General features: G+C 68.1%; 20 protein-coding genes. 14 read left to right on the top strand and 6 right to left on the bottom strand.

Annotated elements, in window-relative coordinates; all coding sequences use genetic code 11:
* The first annotated feature begins 344 nt into the window (after nt 1-344).
* The 6 genes from queA to OEJ37_RS29560 all read left to right on the top strand — a co-directional run bounded on the left by queA (nt 345) and on the right by OEJ37_RS29560 (nt 8,259).
* A complete protein-coding gene (gene queA / locus OEJ37_RS29585) occupies nt 345-1,412 on the top strand; it encodes a tRNA preQ1(34) S-adenosylmethionine ribosyltransferase-isomerase QueA (RefSeq protein ID WP_174421721.1) in 1,068 nt (355 codons plus the stop codon).
* A gap of 207 nt (nt 1,413-1,619) precedes the next feature.
* A complete protein-coding gene (tgt, locus tag OEJ37_RS29580; RefSeq protein ID WP_263348044.1) occupies nt 1,620-2,813 on the top strand; it encodes a tRNA guanosine(34) transglycosylase Tgt in 1,194 nt (397 codons plus the stop codon).
* A gap of 233 nt (nt 2,814-3,046) precedes the next feature.
* Nucleotides 3,047-3,370 (top strand): preprotein translocase subunit YajC, encoded by a 324-nt coding sequence (gene yajC / locus OEJ37_RS29575; protein WP_034182772.1) that lies wholly within the window; start codon nt 3,047-3,049, stop codon nt 3,368-3,370.
* 106 nt (nt 3,371-3,476) lie between these two features.
* Entirely contained in the window at nt 3,477-5,498 is a 2,022-nt protein-coding gene (gene secD, locus OEJ37_RS29570) for a protein translocase subunit SecD (protein ID WP_263348041.1), read from the top strand.
* Nucleotides 5,499-5,516: 18 nt separating this feature from the next.
* Nucleotides 5,517-6,467 (top strand): protein translocase subunit SecF, encoded by a 951-nt coding sequence (gene secF, locus OEJ37_RS29565; protein ID WP_034182770.1) that lies wholly within the window; start codon nt 5,517-5,519, stop codon nt 6,465-6,467.
* Nucleotides 6,468-6,687: 220 nt separating this feature from the next.
* Nucleotides 6,688-8,259: a S41 family peptidase gene (locus OEJ37_RS29560; RefSeq protein WP_263348039.1), complete on the top strand. Its 1,572-nt coding sequence runs from the start codon at nt 6,688-6,690 to the stop codon at nt 8,257-8,259.
* A 22-nt stretch (nt 8,260-8,281) separates the two neighbouring features.
* Here OEJ37_RS29560 and OEJ37_RS29555 read toward each other — a convergent pair whose 3' ends face one another.
* The 4 genes from OEJ37_RS29555 to OEJ37_RS29540 all read right to left on the bottom strand — a co-directional run bounded on the left by OEJ37_RS29555 (nt 8,282) and on the right by OEJ37_RS29540 (nt 11,525).
* Nucleotides 8,282-9,559 carry an MFS transporter gene (locus tag OEJ37_RS29555; RefSeq protein WP_174421718.1) on the bottom strand — a complete coding sequence of 426 codons (1,278 nt, stop codon included), beginning with the start codon at nt 9,557-9,559 and terminating at the stop codon, nt 8,282-8,284.
* Nucleotides 9,560-9,749: 190 nt separating this feature from the next.
* Nucleotides 9,750-10,331 (bottom strand): YceI family protein, encoded by a 582-nt coding sequence (locus OEJ37_RS29550; RefSeq protein ID WP_174422276.1) that lies wholly within the window; start codon nt 10,329-10,331, stop codon nt 9,750-9,752.
* A 64-nt stretch (nt 10,332-10,395) separates the two neighbouring features.
* A complete protein-coding gene (locus OEJ37_RS29545; protein WP_174422275.1) occupies nt 10,396-10,956 on the bottom strand; it encodes a YceI family protein in 561 nt (186 codons plus the stop codon).
* An 8-nt stretch (nt 10,957-10,964) separates the two neighbouring features.
* Nucleotides 10,965-11,525 (bottom strand): cytochrome b, encoded by a 561-nt coding sequence (locus OEJ37_RS29540; protein WP_174422274.1) that lies wholly within the window; start codon nt 11,523-11,525, stop codon nt 10,965-10,967.
* 258 nt (nt 11,526-11,783) lie between these two features.
* On the opposite strand from OEJ37_RS29540, the gene OEJ37_RS29535 reads away from it, so the two are divergent.
* From OEJ37_RS29535 to OEJ37_RS29510, 6 genes are all read left to right on the top strand, one after another.
* Complete coding sequence (locus OEJ37_RS29535; RefSeq protein ID WP_175919069.1) at nt 11,784-12,458, top strand: paraquat-inducible protein A; 675 nt, start codon at nt 11,784-11,786, stop codon at nt 12,456-12,458.
* The gene (locus OEJ37_RS29530; RefSeq protein ID WP_152865113.1) at nt 12,455-13,084 is read left to right on the top strand and encodes a paraquat-inducible protein A; all 630 of its coding nucleotides are present in this window, start codon (nt 12,455-12,457) and stop codon (nt 13,082-13,084) included. Before OEJ37_RS29535 ends, OEJ37_RS29530 begins: the two co-directional genes overlap by 4 nt.
* Nucleotides 13,077-14,696 carry an intermembrane transport protein PqiB gene (locus OEJ37_RS29525; RefSeq protein WP_174422272.1) on the top strand — a complete coding sequence of 540 codons (1,620 nt, stop codon included), beginning with the start codon at nt 13,077-13,079 and terminating at the stop codon, nt 14,694-14,696. The genes OEJ37_RS29530 and OEJ37_RS29525 overlap by 8 nt, the downstream gene beginning before the upstream one ends.
* The gene (locus OEJ37_RS29520) at nt 14,693-15,406 is read left to right on the top strand and encodes a membrane integrity-associated transporter subunit PqiC (RefSeq protein WP_263348032.1); all 714 of its coding nucleotides are present in this window, start codon (nt 14,693-14,695) and stop codon (nt 15,404-15,406) included. The genes OEJ37_RS29525 and OEJ37_RS29520 overlap by 4 nt, the downstream gene beginning before the upstream one ends.
* Before the next feature lie 470 nt (nt 15,407-15,876).
* A complete protein-coding gene (locus OEJ37_RS29515) occupies nt 15,877-17,991 on the top strand; it encodes a site-specific recombinase (RefSeq protein ID WP_263348030.1) in 2,115 nt (704 codons plus the stop codon).
* 156 nt (nt 17,992-18,147) lie between these two features.
* The gene (locus tag OEJ37_RS29510) at nt 18,148-19,449 is read left to right on the top strand and encodes a class I SAM-dependent RNA methyltransferase (RefSeq protein ID WP_175947263.1); all 1,302 of its coding nucleotides are present in this window, start codon (nt 18,148-18,150) and stop codon (nt 19,447-19,449) included.
* A gap of 58 nt (nt 19,450-19,507) precedes the next feature.
* Here the strand turns inward: OEJ37_RS29510 and OEJ37_RS29505 are convergent, their stop codons facing one another.
* Together OEJ37_RS29505 and OEJ37_RS29500 are read right to left on the bottom strand one after the other, a co-directional pair.
* Complete coding sequence (locus tag OEJ37_RS29505) at nt 19,508-19,972, bottom strand: SRPBCC family protein (protein ID WP_174422334.1); 465 nt, start codon at nt 19,970-19,972, stop codon at nt 19,508-19,510.
* The gene (locus OEJ37_RS29500; RefSeq protein WP_034182758.1) at nt 19,965-20,297 is read right to left on the bottom strand and encodes an ArsR/SmtB family transcription factor; all 333 of its coding nucleotides are present in this window, start codon (nt 20,295-20,297) and stop codon (nt 19,965-19,967) included. Before OEJ37_RS29500 ends, OEJ37_RS29505 begins: the two co-directional genes overlap by 8 nt.
* A 169-nt stretch (nt 20,298-20,466) precedes the next feature.
* On the opposite strand from OEJ37_RS29500, the gene OEJ37_RS29495 reads away from it, so the two are divergent.
* Nucleotides 20,467-20,871 carry a VOC family protein gene (locus OEJ37_RS29495; RefSeq protein WP_174422333.1) on the top strand — a complete coding sequence of 135 codons (405 nt, stop codon included), beginning with the start codon at nt 20,467-20,469 and terminating at the stop codon, nt 20,869-20,871.
* 73 nt (nt 20,872-20,944) lie between these two features.
* Nucleotides 20,945-21,631 carry a helix-turn-helix transcriptional regulator gene (locus OEJ37_RS29490; protein ID WP_034182756.1) on the top strand — a complete coding sequence of 229 codons (687 nt, stop codon included), beginning with the start codon at nt 20,945-20,947 and terminating at the stop codon, nt 21,629-21,631.
* Nucleotides 21,632-21,688: the final 57 nt, after the last annotated feature.

The raw sequence follows: 21,688 nt of genomic DNA, 5'->3' as shown, positions 1-21,688 counted from the left end.
CCGCCCGTCGGCGCCGCGCTTCGGGCCGGCGCGGCGCGGCGCGGCGCGCGGCGGCTCGGCATGCCCCTGCGCATCGCGCTCCGCCGCGCGATGCACGGGCAACGCAACATCCTCCGTGTCGAACGGATCGGCGGAATCGGCAACGGCGGCGGTGGAACGGCGTGGTGACACAGGCATCGGATCGTCTGGGTGCTTCGCAAGGCAAGTACAATAGCGGCTTTCACGTCGTCCGAACGAACGACGCCGGCCAGGCCGCGCATCCCGTCATCATAGCGGCTCGCGCGCCCCATTTACGCGTTTCCGCCCTGCCGGCGACGCCCGCCGGCGGCTTCGAACCAGCCCGCATGTTCACGCTTTCCGATTTCGATTTCAATCTGCCGCCCGAGTTGATTGCGCAAACCGCGCTGCCCGACCGCACCGCGAGCCGCCTGCTCGAGGTCGACCGCACCGTCGAGCCCGCGCGCCTCGTCGACCGCCGTTTCACCGAGCTGCCGTCGTGCATCGCGCCCGGCGACCTGCTCGTCTTCAACGATACCAGGGTGCTGAAGGCACGTTTCTTCGGCCAGAAGGCCAGCGGCGGCAAGATCGAGGTGCTGATCGAGCGCGTGACGGGCACGCACACGGCACTCGCGCAGATCCGCGCGAGCAAGTCGCCGGGCGCCGGCACGACGCTGCGCCTTGCCGATGCGTTCGACGTGACCGTCGGCGAGCGCGTCGAGCCGTTCTTCACGCTGCACTTCCCCGAGCCGTGCCTTGCGCTGATCGAGCAGTACGGCCGCCTGCCGCTGCCGCCGTATATCGAGCACGATCCCGACGCGACCGACGAGACGCGCTACCAGACCGTCTACGCGAGCAATCCGGGCGCGGTCGCCGCGCCGACGGCCGGGCTGCACTTCGACCAGCCGATGCTCGAGAAGCTCGACGCGATGGGCGTCGAGCGCGCGACGCTGACGCTGCACGTCGGCGCCGGCACGTTCCAGCCGGTGCGCGTCGACAACATCGCCGAGCACAAGATGCACAGCGAGTGGTACGACCTGCCGCAGTCGCTCGTCGACAAGATCGCTGCGACCCGCGCGCGCGGCGGCAACGTGATCGCGGTCGGCACGACGTCGATGCGCGCGCTCGAAGCGGCCGCGCGCTCGGCCGACGAAGCGGGCCGCCCGCTCGCGGCGACGCAGGCCGAGACCGACATCTTCATCACGCCCGGCTATCGTTTTCGCGTGGTCGACCGGCTCGTCACGAACTTCCACCTGCCGAAGTCGACGCTGCTGATGCTGGTGTCGGCGTTCGCGGGTGTCGAGACGATCCGCGCCGCATACCGGCACGCGATCGACGAACGCTACCGCTTCTTCAGCTACGGCGACGCGATGCTGCTCACGCGGCGCGACACGCCGGAGGCGCCGCGCGCGTAAGCGCGGCAGGCGCGACAGCCCGCACGCAGCGCGGCCGCCGCGTTCGCCCGCCGCGCGCTACGATGACGCGCCCCCCCCGTTTTTCCCCGTCGCCGGCTCGCCGGCGGCGTTTCCAAACATGCGCCGGACTTGCGATCCGGAGTCAGCGCTTCAGCGCATACTCCGGTCCCATGCAAGGCTTTTTCCGGTGGCAAGGAGAACGACGCGATGACCGAAGGTTCATCCCACGATCACGATACGCACGCCCCCGTGCACGACCGCCCGGCGGGCGGGCTCGAATTCGAACTGCTGACGACCGACGGCCACGCGCGCCGCGGCCGCGTGAAGCTCAACCACGGCGTGGTCGAAACGCCGATCTTCATGCCGGTCGGCACCTACGGCACCGTGAAGGCGATCCAGCCGCGCGAGCTGCACGAGATCAACGCCCAGATCATCCTCGGCAACACGTTCCACCTGTGGCTGCGCCCCGGCCTCGACACGATCGACGCGCACGGCGGCCTGCACGGCTTCATGGGCTGGAACAAGCCGATCCTGACCGATTCGGGCGGCTTCCAGGTGTTCTCGCTCGGCGACCTGCGCAAGATCACGGAGGACGGCGTCACGTTCGCGTCGCCGATCAACGGCGACAAGCTGTTCCTGTCGCCGGAAGTGTCGATGCAGATCCAGAAAGTGCTGAATTCCGACGTCGTGATGCAGTTCGACGAATGCACGCCGTACGCGACCGACGGCGTGCCGACGACGCACAAGGAAGCGGCCGACTCGATGCGCATGTCGCTGCGCTGGGCGAAGCGCTCGCTCGACGAGTTCGACCGGCTCGGCAACCCGAATGCGCTGTTCGGGATCGTCCAGGGCGGGATGTTCGAGGACCTGCGCGACGAATCGCTCGCGGGCCTGTCGGAGCTCGGCTTCCACGGCCTCGCGATCGGCGGGCTGTCGGTCGGCGAGCCGAAGGAAGACATGATGCGCGTGCTGCGGCACGTGGGCCCGAAGCTGCCGGCCCACAAGCCGCACTACCTGATGGGCGTCGGCACGCCGGAGGACCTGGTCGAGGGCGTCGCCAACGGCATCGACATGTTCGACTGCGTGATGCCGACCCGCAACGCGCGCAACGGCTGGCTGTTCACGCGCTTCGGCGACGTGAAGATCCGCAACGCGACGCACAAGAACTCGCTGAAGCCGCTCGATGCGAGCTGCGCGTGCTACACGTGCCGGAATTTCTCGCGCGGTTACCTGCATCACCTGCACCGCGTCGGCGAAATCCTCGGCGCGCAGCTCAACACGATCCACAACCTGCACTACTACCTGCAGCTGATGAGCGAGATCCGCGACGCGATCGAGACCCATACGTTCGACGCGTTCCGCCAGCGCTTCGCGGAGGATCGCGCCAGAGGCGTCGACTGACGGGCCGACGGGCCGCGCGGCGGTTCGTCACATGGGACATGTACTAAATAACGTGCCCCGACTGCCGGACCCGACCGCCAAATATTACAATTGCCTTTCCAAACAAGTCGCAATGGTGCCGGTTCGCGCTTTAACAGCTTGATCCGAAAGCGCATTTGCTGCGCCGTTTGCGCATGGGGCCGGTGGTAGAATAACCGGCTTATTTTTCGATCTTCCCCTACGGAGAGACCAACGTGCCGTTCATTTCCAATGCCTTCGCTCAAGGTGCCGGTGGCGCCGAATCGAGCCTGATGAGCTTCCTGCCGCTCATCCTGATGTTCGGCGTGCTCTACTTCATCATGATCCGTCCGCAGATGAAGCGTCAGAAGGAACACCGCAACATGCTCGCGGCCATGGCCAAGGGCGACGAAGTCGTCACGAGCGGCGGCCTCGTCGGCAAGGTGACGAAGGTCACCGAAGGCTACATCGGCGTCGAGATCGCCGAAGGCACCGAAATCACCGTGCAGAAGGCTGCGGTCACGACCATTCTGCCGAAGGGCACGATCAAGTCGCTGTAAGCCCTTCACCGAGCGTCCGGCTCCCCGCGCCGTGCCCGCCTGAGAGAGCGGGACGCCGCGGCGCCGGACGCGACGCTTTCACGCCAACCACCCGTTCGGCCCCCTCATGAATCGTTACCCACTCTGGAAATATGTCGTGATGGTCGTGGCGCTCGCCATCGGCCTTCTGTACACATTGCCCAACTTCTTCGGCGAAGCGCCGGCGGTGCAGGTGTCGAGCGGCAAGGCCACGGTCAAGCTCGACTCGACCACGCTGACCCAGGTCGAGGCGGCGCTCGCCTCCGCGCAGATCACGCCGGACGACGTCACCTTCGAGAACACGGCGACCAACGCGAACATCCGCGTGCGCCTGAAGGACACCGATACGCAGCTGCGCGTCAAGGACCTGCTGCAGAAGTCGCTGAATGCCGACCCGAACGATCCGCAGTACGTCGTCGCACTGAACCTGCAGAGCGCGTCGCCGCGCTGGCTGACCGCGCTGCACGCGCTGCCGATGTATCTCGGCCTCGACCTGCGCGGCGGTGTCCACTTCCTGCTCCAGGTCGACATGACGGGCGCGCTCACGAAGAAGCTCGACTCCGACGCATCCGACGCGCGCTCGCTGCTGCGCGACAAGAACATCCGCGACGGCGGCGTGAGCCGCGTCGACCAGTCCGTCGTCGTCAACTTCAGCGATGCGCAGACCGCGGAAGACGCCCGCAAGGTGCTCGCGCAGTCGGTCACCGAACTGCAATGGGCGACCCAGCCCGGCGGCGGCGGCACGCAGGTCGTCGGCACGTTCACGCCGGCCGTGCAGAAGTCCGTCGAGGACGCCGCGCTCAAGCAGAACCTGACGACGCTCCACAACCGCGTGAACGAACTCGGCGTGTCGGAGCCGATCCTGCAGCAGCAAGGCAGCGACCGCATCGTCGTCGAACTGCCGGGCGTGCAGGACACCGCGAAGGCGAAGGACATCATCGGCCGCACCGCGACGCTCGAGGCGCGCCTCGCCGACCCGATCAACACGCACCCGAACCCGAACGACCCGGTGCCGCCGGGCGAGGAGCTGTTCACGCAGGGTATCCAGGCGCCCGTGCTGCTGAAGAAGGACGTGATCTTCACCGGTGACCGCATCATCGATGCATCGGCCGGCTTCGACGAACACCAGCGTCCGTCGGTCAACATCCGCCTCGACTCGGCAGGCGGCCGCGAGGTGCGCACGGTGTCGCGCGACAACATCGGCAAGCCGATGGCGATGGTGCTGTTCGAGAAGGGCAAGGGCGAGGTGCTGACGGTCGCGACGATCCAGTCCGAACTCGGCGACCGCTTCCAGATCACGGGCCAGCCGACGCCGCAGGCCGCGGCCGACCTCGCGCTGCTGCTGCGCGCCGGTTCGCTCGCGGCGCCGATGGACATCATCGAGGAACGCACGATCGGCCCGAGCCTCGGCGCCGACAACATCAAGATGGGCGTCCACTCGGTGATCTGGGGCTTCTGCGCGATCGCCGTGTTCATGATCGCGTACTACATGCTGTTCGGCGTGGTCTCGGTGATCGGCCTGTCGGTGAACCTGCTGCTGCTCGTCGCCGTGCTGTCGCTGATGCAAGCGACGCTGACGCTGCCTGGTATCGCCGCAATCGCGCTCGCGCTCGGCATGGCGATCGACTCGAACGTGCTGATCAACGAGCGCGTGCGTGAAGAACTGCGCGCGGGCCAGCCGCCGCAGCTCGCGATCCAGGCCGGTTACGCGCACGCATGGGCGACGATTCTCGACTCGAACGTCACGACGCTGATCGCCGGCCTCGCGCTGCTCGCGTTCGGCTCGGGCCCGGTTCGCGCATTCGCGATCGTGCACTGCCTCGGTATCCTGACGTCGATGTTCTCCGCGGTGTTCTTCTCGCGCGGGATCGTCAACCTCTGGTACGGCGGCCGCAAGAAGCTGAAGTCGCTCGCGATCGGCCAGGTGTGGAGGCCGGAAGGCGCCGCCGCCGCCGCGTCGTTCACCGACGCGGACGAATCGACCGACACCGCGCGCGCCGCGAAGCTCGCCGCACCCGCGAAGGGCAACGCGCCGCGCACCGGCAAGCCGCAGTTGCGCAATCGCGCGCAGCAAGGCGTGTCGCCGAAGAAACCGGGCTCGACCCAATAAGGCCCCGGAGACGAGACCATGGAATTTTTCCGCATCCGTAAAGACATTCCGTTCATGCGGCACGCGCTGGTGTTCAACGTGATCTCGCTGGTCACGTTCCTCGCCGCCGTGTTCTTCCTGTTCCACCGCGGGCTGCACCTGTCCGTCGAATTCACCGGCGGTACGGTGATCGAGGTGCAGTACCAGCAGGCCGCGGAACTCGAACCCGTGCGCGCGACGCTCGGCAAGCTCGGCTACGCCGACGCGCAGGTGCAGAACTTCGGCACGTCGCGCAACGTGCTGATCCGGCTGCAACTGAAGGAAGGCCTCACGTCCGCGCAGCAGAGCGACCAGGTGATGACCGCGCTGAAGGCGCAGAGCCCGGACGTCACGCTGCAGCGCGTCGAGTTCGTCGGCCCGCAGGTCGGCCGGGAGCTCGCGACCGACGGCCTGCTCGCGCTCGCGTGCGTCGTGATCGGCATCGTGATCTACCTGTCGTTCCGCTTCGAATGGAAGTACGCGGTCGCCGGCATCATCGCCAACCTGCACGACGTCGTGATCATTCTCGGCTTCTTCGCGTTCTTCCAGTGGGAGTTCTCGCTGGCGGTGCTCGCGGCGATCCTCGCGGTGCTCGGCTACTCGGTCAACGAGTCGGTCGTCATCTTCGACCGGATCCGCGAGACGTTCCGCCGCGAACGCAAGATGAGCGTGCAGGAAGTGATCAACCACGCGATCACGACCACGATGTCGCGGACGATCATCACGCACACATCGACGGAAATGATGGTGCTGTCGATGTTCTTCTTCGGCGGCCCGACGCTGCACTATTTCGCGCTCGCGCTGACGGTCGGCATCATGTTCGGCATCTACTCGTCGGTGTTCGTCGCGGGCTCGCTCGCGATGTGGCTCGGCATCAAGCGCGAAGACCTGATCAAGGACAAGAAGACCGCGCACGATCCGGACGATCCGAACGCGGGCGCGCAGGTTTAAGCACCGCGCCGTTTCGGTAAACGCAAAGAGGCCGGTCCTGTTGGACCGGCCTTTTTTTCATGCGCGGGCCGCCGCCGTGCGGCGCGCGGCCAGCCCGACATGCACCGTCACGGGCGTCGGCTACAATCGTCACCGCCCTGCCCCGTTGCATGCCGGTCGCGCGCCGGCGGGCAAGCACCCTCGCCACCCGTCCGAACGTGCCGTCCCGATGATGCCTCCGATGTGTGTCGTTCGCCGCCTCGCCGTCTGCGCAGCCGTCGCGGCTGCGTTGCTGCCGTGCACGCAACCTGCCAGCGCACAGTCGGCATCCGCATCAACAGCCGCGCCGCCCGCCGCACCGCCTGTCTCACAACCCGTCGCCCCGCCCGTTCCCCCGGCCTCCCAGCCTGCCGCCGCATCGCCGTCGCCCTGCCCGCGCGACTGGGAGCCGCAAATCTGCGAACTGAAGGCCGCCGTCGAAGTGCTGAAGAAGCAGCACCTGACCGACGTCGACATCGGCGCGCTGCTCGACGCCGCGACCCACGACGGGATCAAGACGCTGCCGTACGCACGCTTCTTCAACGCGAAGGAACACCAGGAGCAGCTTGACGACGAGCGGCGCGCCCGCGACGGCGCGCCGGGCATCGGCATCGTCTTCGAGACGCGGCCCGACGGGCTGCACATCATCGACGTGATTCCCGACGCACCGGCCGAGAAGGCCGGCGTGCACCCCGACGATCTCGTCGTCGCGATGAACGACAGGAGCGTCGTCGGCATCGACAGCAGCGAGCTCGTGAAACTCGCGAAGGGCGATGCGGGCGTCCCGCTGAAGCTCACGGTGCAGCGCGGCCCGAACCATGCGGTGCTGAGCTTCGCGCCCGTGCGCGCGATCATCAAGCCGCATCCGGCGATCGCGAAGCGGCTCGACGGCGACATCCTGTACACGCGGCTGTCGAGCTTTCCGGAACCGGCGGTCGGCGACTACATCGACGCGGTGCAGGCCGTGCGCCGCGCGGGCCCGCCGGCGAAAGGGATGATTCTCGACCTGCGCATCAACGGCGGCGGCGCACTCAATGCGGCGATCGGCATCGCCGCGCTGTTCGCCGGACGCGACCGCACCGCGATGGTGACGGTCGAGCGCGGCGATGCCAACCGCCGCCGCTTCTCGACCAACTGGCCCGACTACGAACTGCCGGTGATGCACGGGCAGGATCCGCTCGCGCCGCTGCAGGCCGACGACTGGTGGCGCACCGTGCCGCTCGTGGTGCTCGTCGACGGACAGAGCGCGTCGGCGGCCGAAGCGACCGCCGCGGCGTTGAAGGATCTCGGCCGCGCGAAACTGCTCGGCATGCCGACCTACGGGAAGGGGCTCGCGCAGACCGGCGTCGACCTGATCGACGGCACGCGCCTGAATTTCACGTTCGCGCGCAACCTGCGGCCGAACGGCTGCCCGATGGACGGCTACGGCGTCGTGCCGGACTGGCTCGTGCCGCCGCGCCGCGACTCGGACGTCGACGGCGTGATGCTGTGGTACCGGGAAGTCGATCTCGCGCGCGCACCGTATGCGGACCGGCAAGCACCCGACCCTTTCGCGCCCGTGCGCAAGGAGCGGCAGAAGCTGCGCGAAGCACGCGTGCGCGCGAAGGTCGATACGTCGAAGAGCGCGGCGCTTCCACAACGCGCGTTCGGCACGGCCGGCGACTGGCAGTTGCAGCAGGCGCTCGCCGCGCTCGCGGGGCGCCCCGTGCGGACCGTCGACGCGCCGGCGCAACTGATGCCCGCGCAGCCCGTGTGCGAACGCGGCGGCAACTGACGCGGCGCCGCCCGCCCTCCTTCTACCGGAAGCCGAATCGCCGGCGCAGCACGACCAGCGCCGCGAGGCTCAGCACGGCCGCGAACATCAGGTAGAAGCTCGGCGCGGTCTTCATCCCGGTCGCGCGGATCAGCCACGCGATGATGAACGGCCCGAAGCCGCCGAAAATCGTCACCGCGACGTTATACGCGAGCGACATCCCGGTCGTGCGCGTCTGCACCGGAAACACCTCGGACAACAGGCCCGGCAACGCCGCGAAGTAGCCGGTCATCAGGAATGCGAGCAGCACCTGCAGCGCGATCAGCGTGCCGAAGCCCGGATGCGCGACCAGATACGCGAATGCCGGATAGATCAGCACGAGGATGCCGACGGCCGGCGCGATCATCACGCGCACGCGGCCGTAACGATCCGACCAGTGGCCGACGAGCGGCGCGAACGCCATCTGGATCACGCCGACGACGAGGATCGCCGCGAACGCGGCGGACGGCGAGAGGCCGAGCTGCCTCACGCCGTAGGTCGGCATGAACAGCACGAGATAGGTTGCGACGGTGCCGAGCACGACCACGCCCATCGCCGCGACCAGGCGCGCCTTGTGCGATGCGAACGTGTCGCGCAGCGGGTTCGCGGTGCCTTCGGCCGCGAGGAATTCGGGCGTCTCGTCGACCTTGGTGCGGATGTAGTACGCGACGGGCCCGAGCAGCAGGCCGAAGAAGAACGGCACGCGCCAGCCCCACGAGGCCATCTGCGCGGCCGACAGCTGCGCGTTCAGCACGGTGCCGAAGCCGGCGGCGAGCAGCGTCGTGAGCCCCTGGCTCGCGACCTGCCAGCTCGCGAAGAAGCCGCGCCGGCCCGGCACGTGCTCGGCGAGGAACGCGGTCGCGCTGCCGAACTCGCCGCCGGCCGAGAAACCCTGCATCAGCCGCGCGGCGACGAGGATCACCGGCGCCGCGACGCCGATCGTCTCGTAGGTCGGCAGCACCGCGATGATCAGCGTGCCGACCATCATCAGCAGGATCGACAGCGTAAGCGCGGCCTTGCGGCCCGCGCGGTCGGCATACGCGCCGAGCACGATCGCGCCGAGCGGCCGCATGAAGAACGACACGCCGAACGTGCCGAGCGTGAGCAGCAGCGACACGGTATCGTTGCCGGCCGGAAAGAACAGCTTCGAGATCGTCACCGCGAAGAAGCCGTAGACGACGAGATCGAACCACTCGAGCGCATTGCCGATCGACGCGGCGACCACCGCGCGCCACACGCGCGGCGACGAGGCAATGGAACGGGACTGCGTGGCGGCATGCATCGGCGATCTCCTTGTCGTTGTACGTTCTGTTCGAGGCGGCCGCGGCCACGCCCGCGCCGTCGGCCCGCCGGGCGCCGCGAGCGGCGCTCGGGCGATTATAGGCGCGCAAAAAAAAACGCCGCGCCCCCGGCAACGGGAACGCGGCGGTTGGCTCGCGGCGGGCCGACGGCGACAGGCCCGGCCGGCGGCGTTACTGCTGCTTGACGGCTTCGGCCGAGATCAGCAGCTTCGTCTTCATCTTGAAGCCGTACTGCTTGCCGTAGTCGAGGCCGAAATCGTCGCGGCTGAATTCGCCGACCGCGTCGACACCACACACTTCACGCTTGAGCATCGGGTGCGGCATGCACTTGAACGAATCGATCTTCAGCGTCAGCGGCTTCGTGACGCCATGCAGCGTCAGGTTGCCGACCACCGACACCGGCTTGTCGCCGTCGAACTTGATGGCGCCCTTGTAGGTCGCCTGCGGGAATTTCGCGACATCGAAGAATTCGTTCGTCTGCAGGTGCTCGTCGAGCTTCGCGCTGCCCGTCTGGATCGACGCGACGTCGGTCGTCACTTCGACGGTGCCCGTCTTCGCCGCGCGGTCGAGCGTCACGGTGCCGCTCGACTTGTCGAACTTGCCGCGCCAGACCGACAGGCCACCGAAGTGGTCGGCCTCGAAGCTCGGGTACGTGTGGCTCGGGTCGAACTGGTACGTCGCGCTGTCGGCGAATGCCGAGAACGACAGCGAAGCGGCCAGTGCGCCGGCGGCGATCATCAGATGCTTTTTCAACTCATTCTCCTTGGAACGGTGCCGCGCCCTCGCGCGGCATTCGGGTGACTCGATAGCCCGCCGCTTACTTCGTGGCGACGAGATGGAACTTGATCTGCACTTCGTCGGCGACGATCGACGTGTCCTTCCATTCGCCGGTGCCGACGTTGAACGCCGAACGCTTGATCGGCAGCACGCCGTCGAACGTTTGCGTCGCGCCGCTCTGCGTGACCGTGACGGGCACGGTGACGGTCTCGGCCTTGCCCTTGATCGTCAGCTTGCCGGTCACGTTGTACTTGTTTCCGCCGGCCGGCGCGATCGCCGACGACACGAACGTCGCCTGCGGATACGCCTTCGCGTCGAACCAGTCCTTGCCCGCGACCTGGTCGTTGTACATCTTGTCGCCGAGGTCATAACTCGCGACGTCGATCGTCATTTGCGCGCTGCCCTGCGCGGCCTTCGCCGGATCGAACTTCACCTGCGCGGAAAACTTCTTGAACGCGCCCTCGGTCGGCACGTTCATCTGCTTCGACACGGCGGACACCTTGCTCTTCGCGAAATCGACATCGGCGAGCGCCGCGCCCGATGCGGCCAGTGACACCGCGGCGAATGCGGTCAGCATGGAGCGGGAGAAAGACACTTTCATGGGATCCTTCATTTGGCAAAGGGAAGCATCCGCGACAGCAGGCCGTCGCGGTCCAACAACTGGTGCTTGAGCGCCGCGAGCACGTGCAGCGACACGAGCGCAAGCAGAATGTAATTCAAAGTCACGTGGAGCGTCTTGAAGGTTTCCTTGAGCACCGGATCGGGATCGATCAGCCGCGGCAGCGGCACGATGCCGAGGTACACGACCGGAATGTTCGACGCCGAGCTGTACAGGTAGCCCGTGATCGGAATCACCAGCATCAGCACGTACAGCAGGATGTGCACGCCGTGCGACGCCGCACGCTGCCACGCCGGCGTATCGCCCGGCAGCGGCGGCGACACGTGGGTCGCGCGCCAGAGCACGCGCACCACGGCCAGCGCGAACGCCGTCACGCCGATCCACTTGTGCCACGAGAAGTACTTCAGCTTCGTCGGCGTGAAGCCGGGAATGTCCGTCATCACCCAGCCGAGCGCGAAGCCGCTGATAATCAGCAGCGCGATCAGCCAGTGCAGCGCGATCGCGGTCTGCGTATAACGTACCGGCCTGGCCGGCAGCGAATTCGATGCCATCTTGGGTTCCTCAGTTCAGCGAACAGCCGCGCCGGCCATGAGTCCGACGCATGTCAAGGGCGCCATGCTACCGCAACCTTTTGACCTGCGCGGACGCTGAGGACAGGCATGTCAGCCTGCCGCCCGCTTCCCGCCATGTTACCGATCGGTCACCGAGCATGCGATCGTTGACACCGAGAAAAAGGCGTTTTGGTAAGATTGGCGCGGGTTCCGGCCCCGTCGACGCGCTCCTCCAGCCGTCGCACAACCGCTTTTTCCATGCAACGAAACGACCTGATTGCCTGTCACGAGTGCGACGCACTGTTGCACAAACCGCGCCTCGGCGGCCGCGAAATCGCGCGCTGCCCGCGCTGTGACGCGCTGCTCTATCGCAACAGCGCCGCGCAGATCGAGCGGATCTGCGCGCTCGCGCTCGCGGCGCTGATCACGTTTACGATCGCGCAGGCGTTCCCGATCCTCGAAATGGACGTGAACGGCAACCGCGTGCAGACGACGCTGATCGGCGCGATCGACTCGCTGTGGCACCAGGACATGGCGGTCGTCGGCGTGATGGTGTTCTGCTCGACCGTGCTGTTCCCGCTCGTCGAGATGTCCGCGCTGCTGTACCTGCTGCTGCCGATCCGGCGCGGCGTCGTGCCGCCCGGCTTCAACCTGGTGCTGCGCGCGATCGAGCTCGTGCGGCCATGGGGCATGATCGAGGTGTTGATGCTCGGAATCCTCGTGACGATCGTGAAGATGGTGAGCCTCGCACGTGTCGTTCCCGATGCCGCGCTGTTCGCGTTCGCCGCGCTCACGCTGATGATCGCCGTCGTGCTGATGTTCGACCCGCGCACGCTGTGGGACATCGCCGACGACCTGCGCGCCGGGCGCCCGCCCGAACAGCCGCAGCCGCCCGACGACGCCGCGCCACTGTCCGAGGCCGCCCGCCGATGACGATCCCGACCGCCGCCCGCGAGGGTTACGCCAGTTGCCACGCGTGCGGGCTCGTCCAGACGCTCGACCATCCGCACGCGCGCTGCGCGCGCTGCGGCAGCGTGCTCCATTTCCGCACACCGAACAGCCTGATGCGCACGTGGGCGCTGCTGCTCGCGGCCGCGATCCTCTACATTCCGGCGAACCTGCTGCCGATCATGCGCACCGCGTCGATCGTCGGCTCGCAGGAAGACACGATCATGAGCGGCGTCATCTATTTCTGGATATCGGGCGACTGGCCGCTCGCCGTCGTCGTGTTCGTCGCGAGCATCCTCGTGCCGATGCTCAAGCTCGGCGTGCTGCTGATCCTGGTGATCAGCACGCAGCGCCGCTCCGCGTGGCGACCGCTGCAGCGCACGCGCCTGTTCCGGATCGTCGAGCGCATCGGCCGTTGGTCGATGCTCGACATCTTCGTCGTGACGCTTACCGTCGCGCTCGTCCATTTCCGTTCGCTCGCCGTCATCACGGCCGGCCCCGGCGCGCTCGCGTTCGGCTCGGTCGTGATCCTGACGATGCTCGCATCGATGCAGTTCGATCCCCGCCTGATCTGGGATCCAGTCGAAACCTCAGGGAATCACCATGAATAGTCCGCAAGGCCCGCAGCACGACGCGTCCCGGCCACCCGACCCGACGATCTCGACGAAAGGCGGCTGGCTGCCGTCGCTCGTCTGGCTCGTGCCGCTGATCGCGGCGCTGATCGGCATCGGCCTCGTGATCAAGTCCGTGCGCGAGCGTGGCCCGGAAATCTCGATCAGCTTCCACAGCGCCGAAGGGCTCGAGCCCGGCAAGACCCAGGTCAAGTACAAGGACGTCGAGATCGGCATGGTCAAGACGATCAAGCTGTCGAAAGACCTGTCGCGCGTGCTCGTCCAGGTGCAGCTCAAGAAAGAAGCCGAGGACTTCGCGATCAAGGGCTCGCGCTTCTGGATCGTGCGGCCGCGCATCGGCGCGACCGGCGTGTCGGGGCTCGGCACGCTGCTGTCCGGCGCGTATATCGGCGTCGACGCCGGCCACGGGCAGGATACGCTGACCGACTTCACGGGCCTCGAGACGCCGCCCGCCGTCACGGGTGACCAGAAAGGCACGCAGTACGTTCTGCGCGGCGATTCGCTCGGCTCGGTCGACATCGGCTCGCCCGTCTACTACCGCCGCGTGCAGGTCGGCCAGGTGGTCGGCTTCTCGCTCGACAAGGACGGCACGGGCGTCACGTTCAACGTATTCGTCAATGCGCCGTACGACCAGTACGTCGGCGTGAACTCGCGCTGGTGGCAGGCAAGCGGCGTCGACCTGCGGCTCGATTCGAGCGGCCTGAAGCTGAACACGCAGTCGCTCGCGACGGTGATCCTCGGCGGCATCGCGTTCCAGACGCCGCCGAACCAGGGCAGCGGCACGACGGCGCCGAACAACACGACGTTCCGCCTGGCTTCCGACGAGGGCGACGCGATGCGCGACCCGGACGGCCTGCCGCTGCAGGTCGTGATGAACTTCAACCAGTCGCTGCGCGGGCTCGCCGTCGGCGCGACGGTCGACTTCCGCGGCATCGTGCTCGGCGAAGTGACGAACATCGGCATCGACTACGATCCGAAGGCGAAGAACTTCACGATGCCGGTGACGATGAACGTGTATCCGGAACGTCTCGGCCGCCGCTTCCGCGAAACCATCGAAAGCAAAGGCGAACCGGCCCGCCGCGAGATCGTCGAGCGGCTCGTCCAGCACGGGCTGCGCGGCCAGCTGCGCACCGGCAACCTGCTGACGAGCCAGCTTTACGTCGCGCTCGACTTCTTCCCGAAGGCGCCGGTCGTGAAGATCGACACGTCGCGCCAGCCGCTCGAGCTGCCGACCGTGCCGAACACGCTCGACGAGTTGCAACTGCAGGTCGCCGACATCGCGAAGAAGCTCGACAAGGTGCCGTTCGACCAGATCGGCGCGAACCTGAACAGCGCGCTGTCGAACGCCGACAAGCTGTTCAAGCAGCTCGACACGCAGGTCGCGCCGGAAGCGCGCGACACGCTGTCGGCCGCGAAGCAGACCTTCTCGACCGCCGAGGCGACGCTGCAGCAGGATTCGCCGCTGCAGTCCGACGTGCGCGGCGCGCTGAAGGAGCTCACCCGCACGCTGCAGTCGCTGAACGCGCTCGCCGATTATCTGGAGCGCCACCCCGAATCGCTGCTCAAGGGCAAGCCAGGAGATCAACAATGACGACACGCGTGAACGGTTTCGCGAGCGGCGCGACGGCGGCCTTCGCTGCACTCGCGCTCGCCGCGTGCAGCTCGCCGCCCGCGCGGTTCTACACGCTCAGCCCGGCCGACGCCGCGGCCCCGGTGCGCACCGCGCCGGCCAACCCGGCGTTCCTGATCGAGGTGCCGTCCGTCGGCGTGCCCGAGCAGGTCGCGAAGAACCAGTTGGTCGTGCAAAAGAACGCCGCGCAGGTCGACGTGCTCGAGCAGGAGCGCTGGGCGTCGCCGCCCGCCGACGAGATCCGCCGCGCGCTGTCCGACGATCTCGCCGCGCAGCTCGGCACGATCGACGTCGCGAATTCCGCGTACCCGCCCGGCGTGCCCGTGTATCGCGTCAGCGTGAACGTGCAGCGCTTCGAGTCGTGGCCCGGTAAGCGCGCAGCGGTCGACGCCGTGTGGAGCGTGCGCCCGCTCGGCACGCAGGCCGTGATGACCTGTCGCACGAGCGTCGCTGAACCGGTCGCCGACGGCTACGATGCGCTCGTCGCCGGCCATCGGCGCGCGCTCGACGTGATCGCCACGCAGGCTGCGGCCGGCGTGCGCGCGATGGCCGCACGCCGCGGTACGACGCCCGCGGCCGGCAGCAAGACGACGGCCGCGCCGGTCGTGCCGTGCCCGGCCGTCCCGACGTCCGGCGGCGACGCCGGCGCGACGGGCAAGTCCGGCGCATAAGCGGGCAGCACGCTGGCGGACGCCTGAAGCGGCGTTCGCCGGTGCCGCTTCGTCCGACGCGGCGCGTCCGCCGGCAGCCGCCTGCATGACGCAGACACTGCCGCCGCCGATCGCACAGCGGCTTCATCGGCCGAACGGCAACTTTGCATTGTTTGTCAAAGTCGGCCGGAACCGGCACCATGCAACGCGGTCGGCTTGCGTTTTCCGTCCCGATTGACCATCCTACGCACTTTCAGGCTCGCGACGCTCGGCGTGCGTGCGAGCCGGCGGCGCCGGGTCGCGTTCGGCTCGACCGCCGTGCTTCCCGGCGCCCGTACGCGATCGGCGTATACCGCAGCGGGGCAGCCGCACCGCGGGGCGCCGCGCATCGTCCGGCAACCGGCCCCGTCTCACCCGTTCTCCCCGGCGCCGCGCCGCGTTCCCGGCCGGCGTCCCGAACCCGCCCGTCCAGGGCTTTCGCTATTCCGTTTATGTTTCGTTCCCTGACGACCCTGATCAAGAAGTGGCGCGCGTCGCGCAATGCCGGTCACCAGCTCGATGCGCTGCTCGCGCACGCCGATGCCGATGCGTCGTACGCCGAGCGCAGCGAATGGCTGATCGAGCTCGCGCACTGGCTGCGCCGCAACGGCACGATGCAGGACGCACCGGCCGAGCGCGACGCCGACGCACGCACGTATCCGGCCCATGCGCGGCTGCGCTACCTGTTCCACGTGCTCGATCGCAACCCCGCATGGAAAGCGCACGCGGCGCGGATCCTGCGCGGCATCCTGCGCGAGTGCGACGGCATCTCGCTGCTGTGCGACGCCGGCATGCCCGTGCACTCGGGCTTCTTCGGCGCGCTGTTCGAGCGGATCGACTCGTCGCTGATCCCGCCCGCGCCGAACCGCCGCGAGCTGTCGGCGCTGTTCACGCTGATGTTCCCGTCGCCCGAGGATGCGCAATGGATCGACGCGCTGCCCGACGACCTGCTCGCACGCCTCGCCGAGCTGTTCTCGTTCGACGTCACCGACGAAGAGCGCCACGAGCCCGGCTCGTTCTCGCGCGACCTGCTGGCCGCGCTGCACAACCTGACCTGCCAGATCAGCTCGACCGGCCTGTCGCAGACGGTGCGCAGCCGGCTGTCCGACGACGATGCGCGCAAGCCGCTCGAAACGCAGCCGTTCTATCGCCTCACGCGCGCGATGCTTGCGGTCGAGACCGCGCACGCGGCCGTCGAGGACGGCGGCGACCCGAGCAAGCTGCTGCACGAGGTGAACTACCTGCGCGTGCTGCTCGACGAATGCCGGATCGCGGTCGACAACGTGTTCTCGCACCTGTACCGCAACGGCGTGTCGGTCGACATCGTGTTCCAGGTCGAACGGATGCGCATGCGCATCCTGCGCGCCGAAACGCTGCTGAACGCGTGGATGGCACGCGACGACCTGCACGGGATGGCACGCCTGACGGCCGAGCTGGTCGACGCGAACCAGAACAGCCAGAGCGTCACGCACCTCGTGCGCAGCAACTTCTCGCTGTTCGCGCGCAAGCTCGTCGAGACCAACGCGGACACCGGCGAGCACTACATCTCGCGCGGCCGCGCCGAGTACCTGAAGATGCTGCGGATGGCCGCGGGCGGCGGCCTCGTCACGGTTGTGACCGTGTGCGTGAAGTTCGCGATCACGGGCGCGCACCTGCAGTCGATGCTCGAAGGGTTGCTCGCGGGCATCAACTACGCGGCCAGCTTCATGCTGATGCACTTCCTGCACTTCACGCTCGCGACCAAGCAGCCCGCGATGACCGCGCCGACGCTCGCGCGCGAACTCGACGACACCGGCCACGAGGAAGGCGTGAAGGCGTTCGTGTCGTCGGTGATCGCGCTGATCCGCACGCAGGCGGCCGCGATTTCCGGCAACGTGCTTGTCGTGCTGCCCGTGTGCCTGCTCGTGCAACTGTTCGCGGGCAACGTGCTGCACACGAACCTGATCTCGCCGGAGAAGGCGCACGCGACGCTGCACTCGTTCTCGCTGCTCGGCCCGACGCCGCTCTACGCGGCGCTGACGGGCGTGCTGCTGTGGGCGTCGAGCCTGCTCGCGGGCTGGGCCGACAACTGGTTCGTGCTGCACCGGGTCGGCGACGCGCTCACGTACAACCGCCGGCTGCGCCTGACGCTCGGCGCGGCCGGCGCCGCGAAGCTCGCGCAATTCTGCCGGTCGAACGTCGCGGGCGTGGTCGCGAACGTCGGCCTCGGCCTGATGCTCGGTCTCATTCCGGCGATCGTCACCGTGTTCATGTTCCCGTTCGAGGTTCGGCACGTGACGCTGTCGGCCGGCTCGATCGGGGTCGCGCTCGGCGTGCTGGGCAAGAATGCGCTCGGGACGCCCGAGCTGTGGTGGGCCGGCGCCGGCGTGCTCAGCATGGCGATCCTCAACGTGCTCGTGAGTTTCGCGCTCGCGTTCACGATGGCCGTGCGCTCCCGCAGCCTGCGCCCGACCAAGGTGCGCGCGCTCGTCGGCGCGATCGTCCGCACGGTGCTGTCCAATCCGTTCGCGCTGTTCTGGCCGGCCGCCAGCCAGGCCGCGCGCACCGGCCAGCCGGGCGCGCACTGAGCCGGAGGCGGCGCGGCGGTGCCCGGCCGGGTGCCGCCGCGCCGGCCTCCCGGCGAGCGGAAGCGGCCGCCGCGCCTGCGTCGCCGCGCCGAAACGCCGGCCCCGGTCGCCCGCGCCGCGTACAATAGTGGACTTTTGCACGTCCTCTCCCGCCTTATGTCCTCGCCCACCCTGTACGAATTCTTCGCCCCCTGCCCGCGCGGCCTCGAAGCGGCGCTTGCCGCCGAGCTGGCCGAAATCGCCGGCCGCCACCTGAACGGCGCGCCGTTCGCCGCGGGCGCGCAGGTGCCGGGCGGCGTCCATTTCAGCGGCGGCTGGGCCGCCGGCATGGCCGCGAACCTCCATTCGCGGATCGCGAGCCGGATCCTGCTGAAGATCGCGCACCGCGCGTACCGCAACGAGCAGGATGTCTACGCGCTCGCGCTCGAGCAGCCGTGGGAGCGCTGGTTCGCTGCGACGCAGACGCTGCGCGTCGACATCACCGCGATCAAGTCGCCGCTGAAAAGCCTCGAATTCGCGACGTTGCGCGTGAAGGACGCGATCTGCGACCGGATGCGCGACAAGACCGGCGCGCGCCCGAGCATCGACACGGGTGCGCCTGACGTGCGCGTGTTCGCGTTCCTGACGGCCAACGAGTGCACGCTGTACCTCGACACATCGGGCGAGCCGCTGTTCAAGCGCGGCTGGCGTCTCGACAAGGGCGCGGCACCGCTGCGCGAGAACCTCGCGGCCGGCATCCTGCGCCTGACGGGCTGGGCGCCCGGCACGCCGCTGTACGACCCGATGTGCGGCAGCGGCACGTTCCTCGCGGAAGCCGCGCAGATCGCGCTCGGCGTTGCACCCGGGGTCGAGCGCCGGTTCGGCTTCGAAAAGCTCAAGCAGTACGACATCACCGCGTGGCAGGGGCTGAAGGTCCCGGCGCTGGACGCGAAGCGCGCGGCGCGCGGCAAGCGCGGCGACGCGCTCGGCGTGTACGGCAGCGACATTTCCGGCGACATGCTCGAGAAGGCGCGCGCGAACCTCGAGCGCGCCGGCGTGCCGTCGGTGTGGCTCAAGCAGGTCGACGCCCGCGGGATGACGCCGCCGTGCGACGGGCCGGGCATCATTCTCGCGAACCCGCCGTACGGCGAGCGGATCGAAGTGCGCGGCCGCAGCGCGCGCGGCGAGGTGCGCGAGACGGGCCGCAACCGCGGCAACGACGATGCGTTCCGCCGCACGCACACCGACGCGCCGGACAGCGAGTTCTTCAACGCGCTCGGCGATGCGCTGAAACAGCGCTTCACGGGCTGGCAGGCATTCCTGCTGACGTCCGACCGTTCGCTGCCGGGCCAGTTGCGGCTGCGCGAATCGGCGAAGACGCCGCTGTTCAACGGCGCGCTCGAATGCCGGCTGTTCCGCTTCGACCTGATCGCCGGCAGCGTGAAGGCGCGCCCGGCCGCGCCGGAAGGCGACGCATAAGCGACACCATCGCGCGGGCCGCCATCGCGGTGCCCGCGCGCTCCTCCCCCGGCGCGGGTCAGTGCTTCGACTTCGACCAGCGCGCCATCGTGAACGGCAGTGCGTGCCCCGTCTCGAGCAGCGTCTTCAGGCTCGACAGCACGACCGGCCATCCGCCGCGAATCCCGCGATCCATCTCCGAACCGGCCACGAGCCCGTCGTGCGTGACGGTCAGCTTCACGACGCCCTCGTGCGGCTCGACGAGATAGGTCACGCGCGATTCCTCGCCCTCTCCCGACGGCGTACGCCACGTGACGACCAGCCGGTGCGGCGGATCGTTCTCGACCACTTCGCCGACGATGTCGACCCGCGACGGATCGTCGTAGTCCTGATGCTCCCATCGCGAGCCCGGCCGCCAGTCGGGCGACGCGTTGCGATGCCGTACCCAGTAGTCCTTCGTCAGCTCGGCATTGGTCAGCGCGTCGAACACGCGCTCGGGCGTCGCCGCGATGAAGGTCACGTACACAAAGGCGGGGTTACCCATCGTCGTCTCCTGTGCCGCGGGCCGCTTCCAGCCCGCGCTTGAGATCCGCCAGCGCCTGCAGGCGCTGACGCTCGAACTTGCCGATCCAGCGTTCCGCGATATCGTGGATCGGCACCGGATTCAGGTAATGCAGCTTCTCCCTGCCGCGCCATGCGGTCGCAACGAGGTTCGCGGCCTCGAGCAGCGCGAGATGCTTGCTCACGGCCTGCCGGCTCATCGCGAGCCCGTCGCACAGTTCGGACAGGGTCTGGCCGCTTTTCGCATGCAGCAGGTCGAGCAACTGACGGCGCGTGGCATCGGCCAGCGCCTTGAAAACGAGATCCATGCCACTCCAGGGTCGATGGCCTTATTATGCAACCAAATGGTTGCATGTCAAGGATGACAACTCTACTGACAATACGGTGTCAGCAGCCCGCGCTCACACTGCAATCCCGGCGCAATGCAACGCTGGTTTCCACACAGAACCCGAATAACAACGCAACAAGGAGTTCGTCATGACGTCCGCAACTGCCACCGCAACCCAGGAACGCGCGATCGCGTGGTTCGACATTCCGTCCCTCGACTTCGACCGCGCGATCCGCTTTTACGAAACCGTGCTGCAAACCACGCTGCAGCGCGAAGTCATCGGCGGCGTGCCGATGGCCGTGTTCGATCACGAGGCGTCGAACACGGGCGGCAGCATCGTGTTCGATCCGCAGCAGATGAAGCCGAGCGCGAACGGCGTACTGGTCTACCTGAACGCCGGCGACTCGGTCGTCGCGGCGCTGGAACGCGCGAAGCGCGCGGGCGGCGTCGTGCAGGGCTCGGTCGTCGAGCTGCCGAACAACTACGGCTACATCGGCTACCTGATCGATACCGAAGGCAACCGCGTCGGCCTGCACGCGCCGAAATGCCATTGAGCGCATCGGCCATCGGGGCGGTGCGGCGCTATCATCGCGAAGTCCCCTTAGCCGTTGGAATCGAGGTACTGCCATGACACGCCGTGCCGACCGCCTGTTCCAGATCGCCGAGCTGTTGCGCGGGCGCCGTCTCACGACCGCGCAGCAGCTTGCCGACTGGCTGTCGGTGTCGCCGCGCACGGTCTATCGCGACGTGCGCGACCTGCAACTGTCAGGGGTGCCGATCGAGGGCGAAGCCGGCATCGGCTACCGGCTGAACCGCAATGCGAGCCTGCCGCCGCTCACGTTCACGGCGGAGGAGCTCGCGGCGCTCGCCACGGGCGCGCGCATGCTCGAGACCTGGGGCGGTGCGCGCTTCGCGAGCGGCGCCCGCTCGGCGCTTGCGAAGATCGCGTCGGCGATGCCGGCCGACAAGCGCACGGCGCTCGACCGCCTGCCCGTGTTCGCGCCGTCGTTCCACATCGACGAGACGTTTTGCGCGAAGGTCGACGCGATCCACCAGGCCATCGACACGCGCCACATCGTCAGCTTCGGCTACCGCGACCGGCTCGGCGCGCATTCGCAACGCCGCGTGTGGCCGCTCGGGCTCGTCTACTGGGGCGGGCGCTGGACGATCGGCGCGTGGTGCGAGCTGCGCGACGATTTCCGTACCTTCGACATCGCGCGGATGGGCGACATCACCGTGCACGAGCAGTTTCCGGACATGGAAGGACGGCGGATCGCCGACTACATGCGGATCGCGGAAGCACCGATGCGTTGACGCGGCACGACGGCGGGCGCGTGCCGCCGCCGTCCATTCCCCGGGCCGCCGCGCGGA

The sequence above is a fragment of the Burkholderia sp. BKH01 genome (genome assembly GCF_025685725.1).
GTDB classification, from domain to species: Bacteria; Pseudomonadota; Gammaproteobacteria; order Burkholderiales; family Burkholderiaceae; genus Burkholderia; species Burkholderia pyrrocinia_C.
This window is presented reverse-complemented; position numbering and strand designations above follow the sequence as displayed.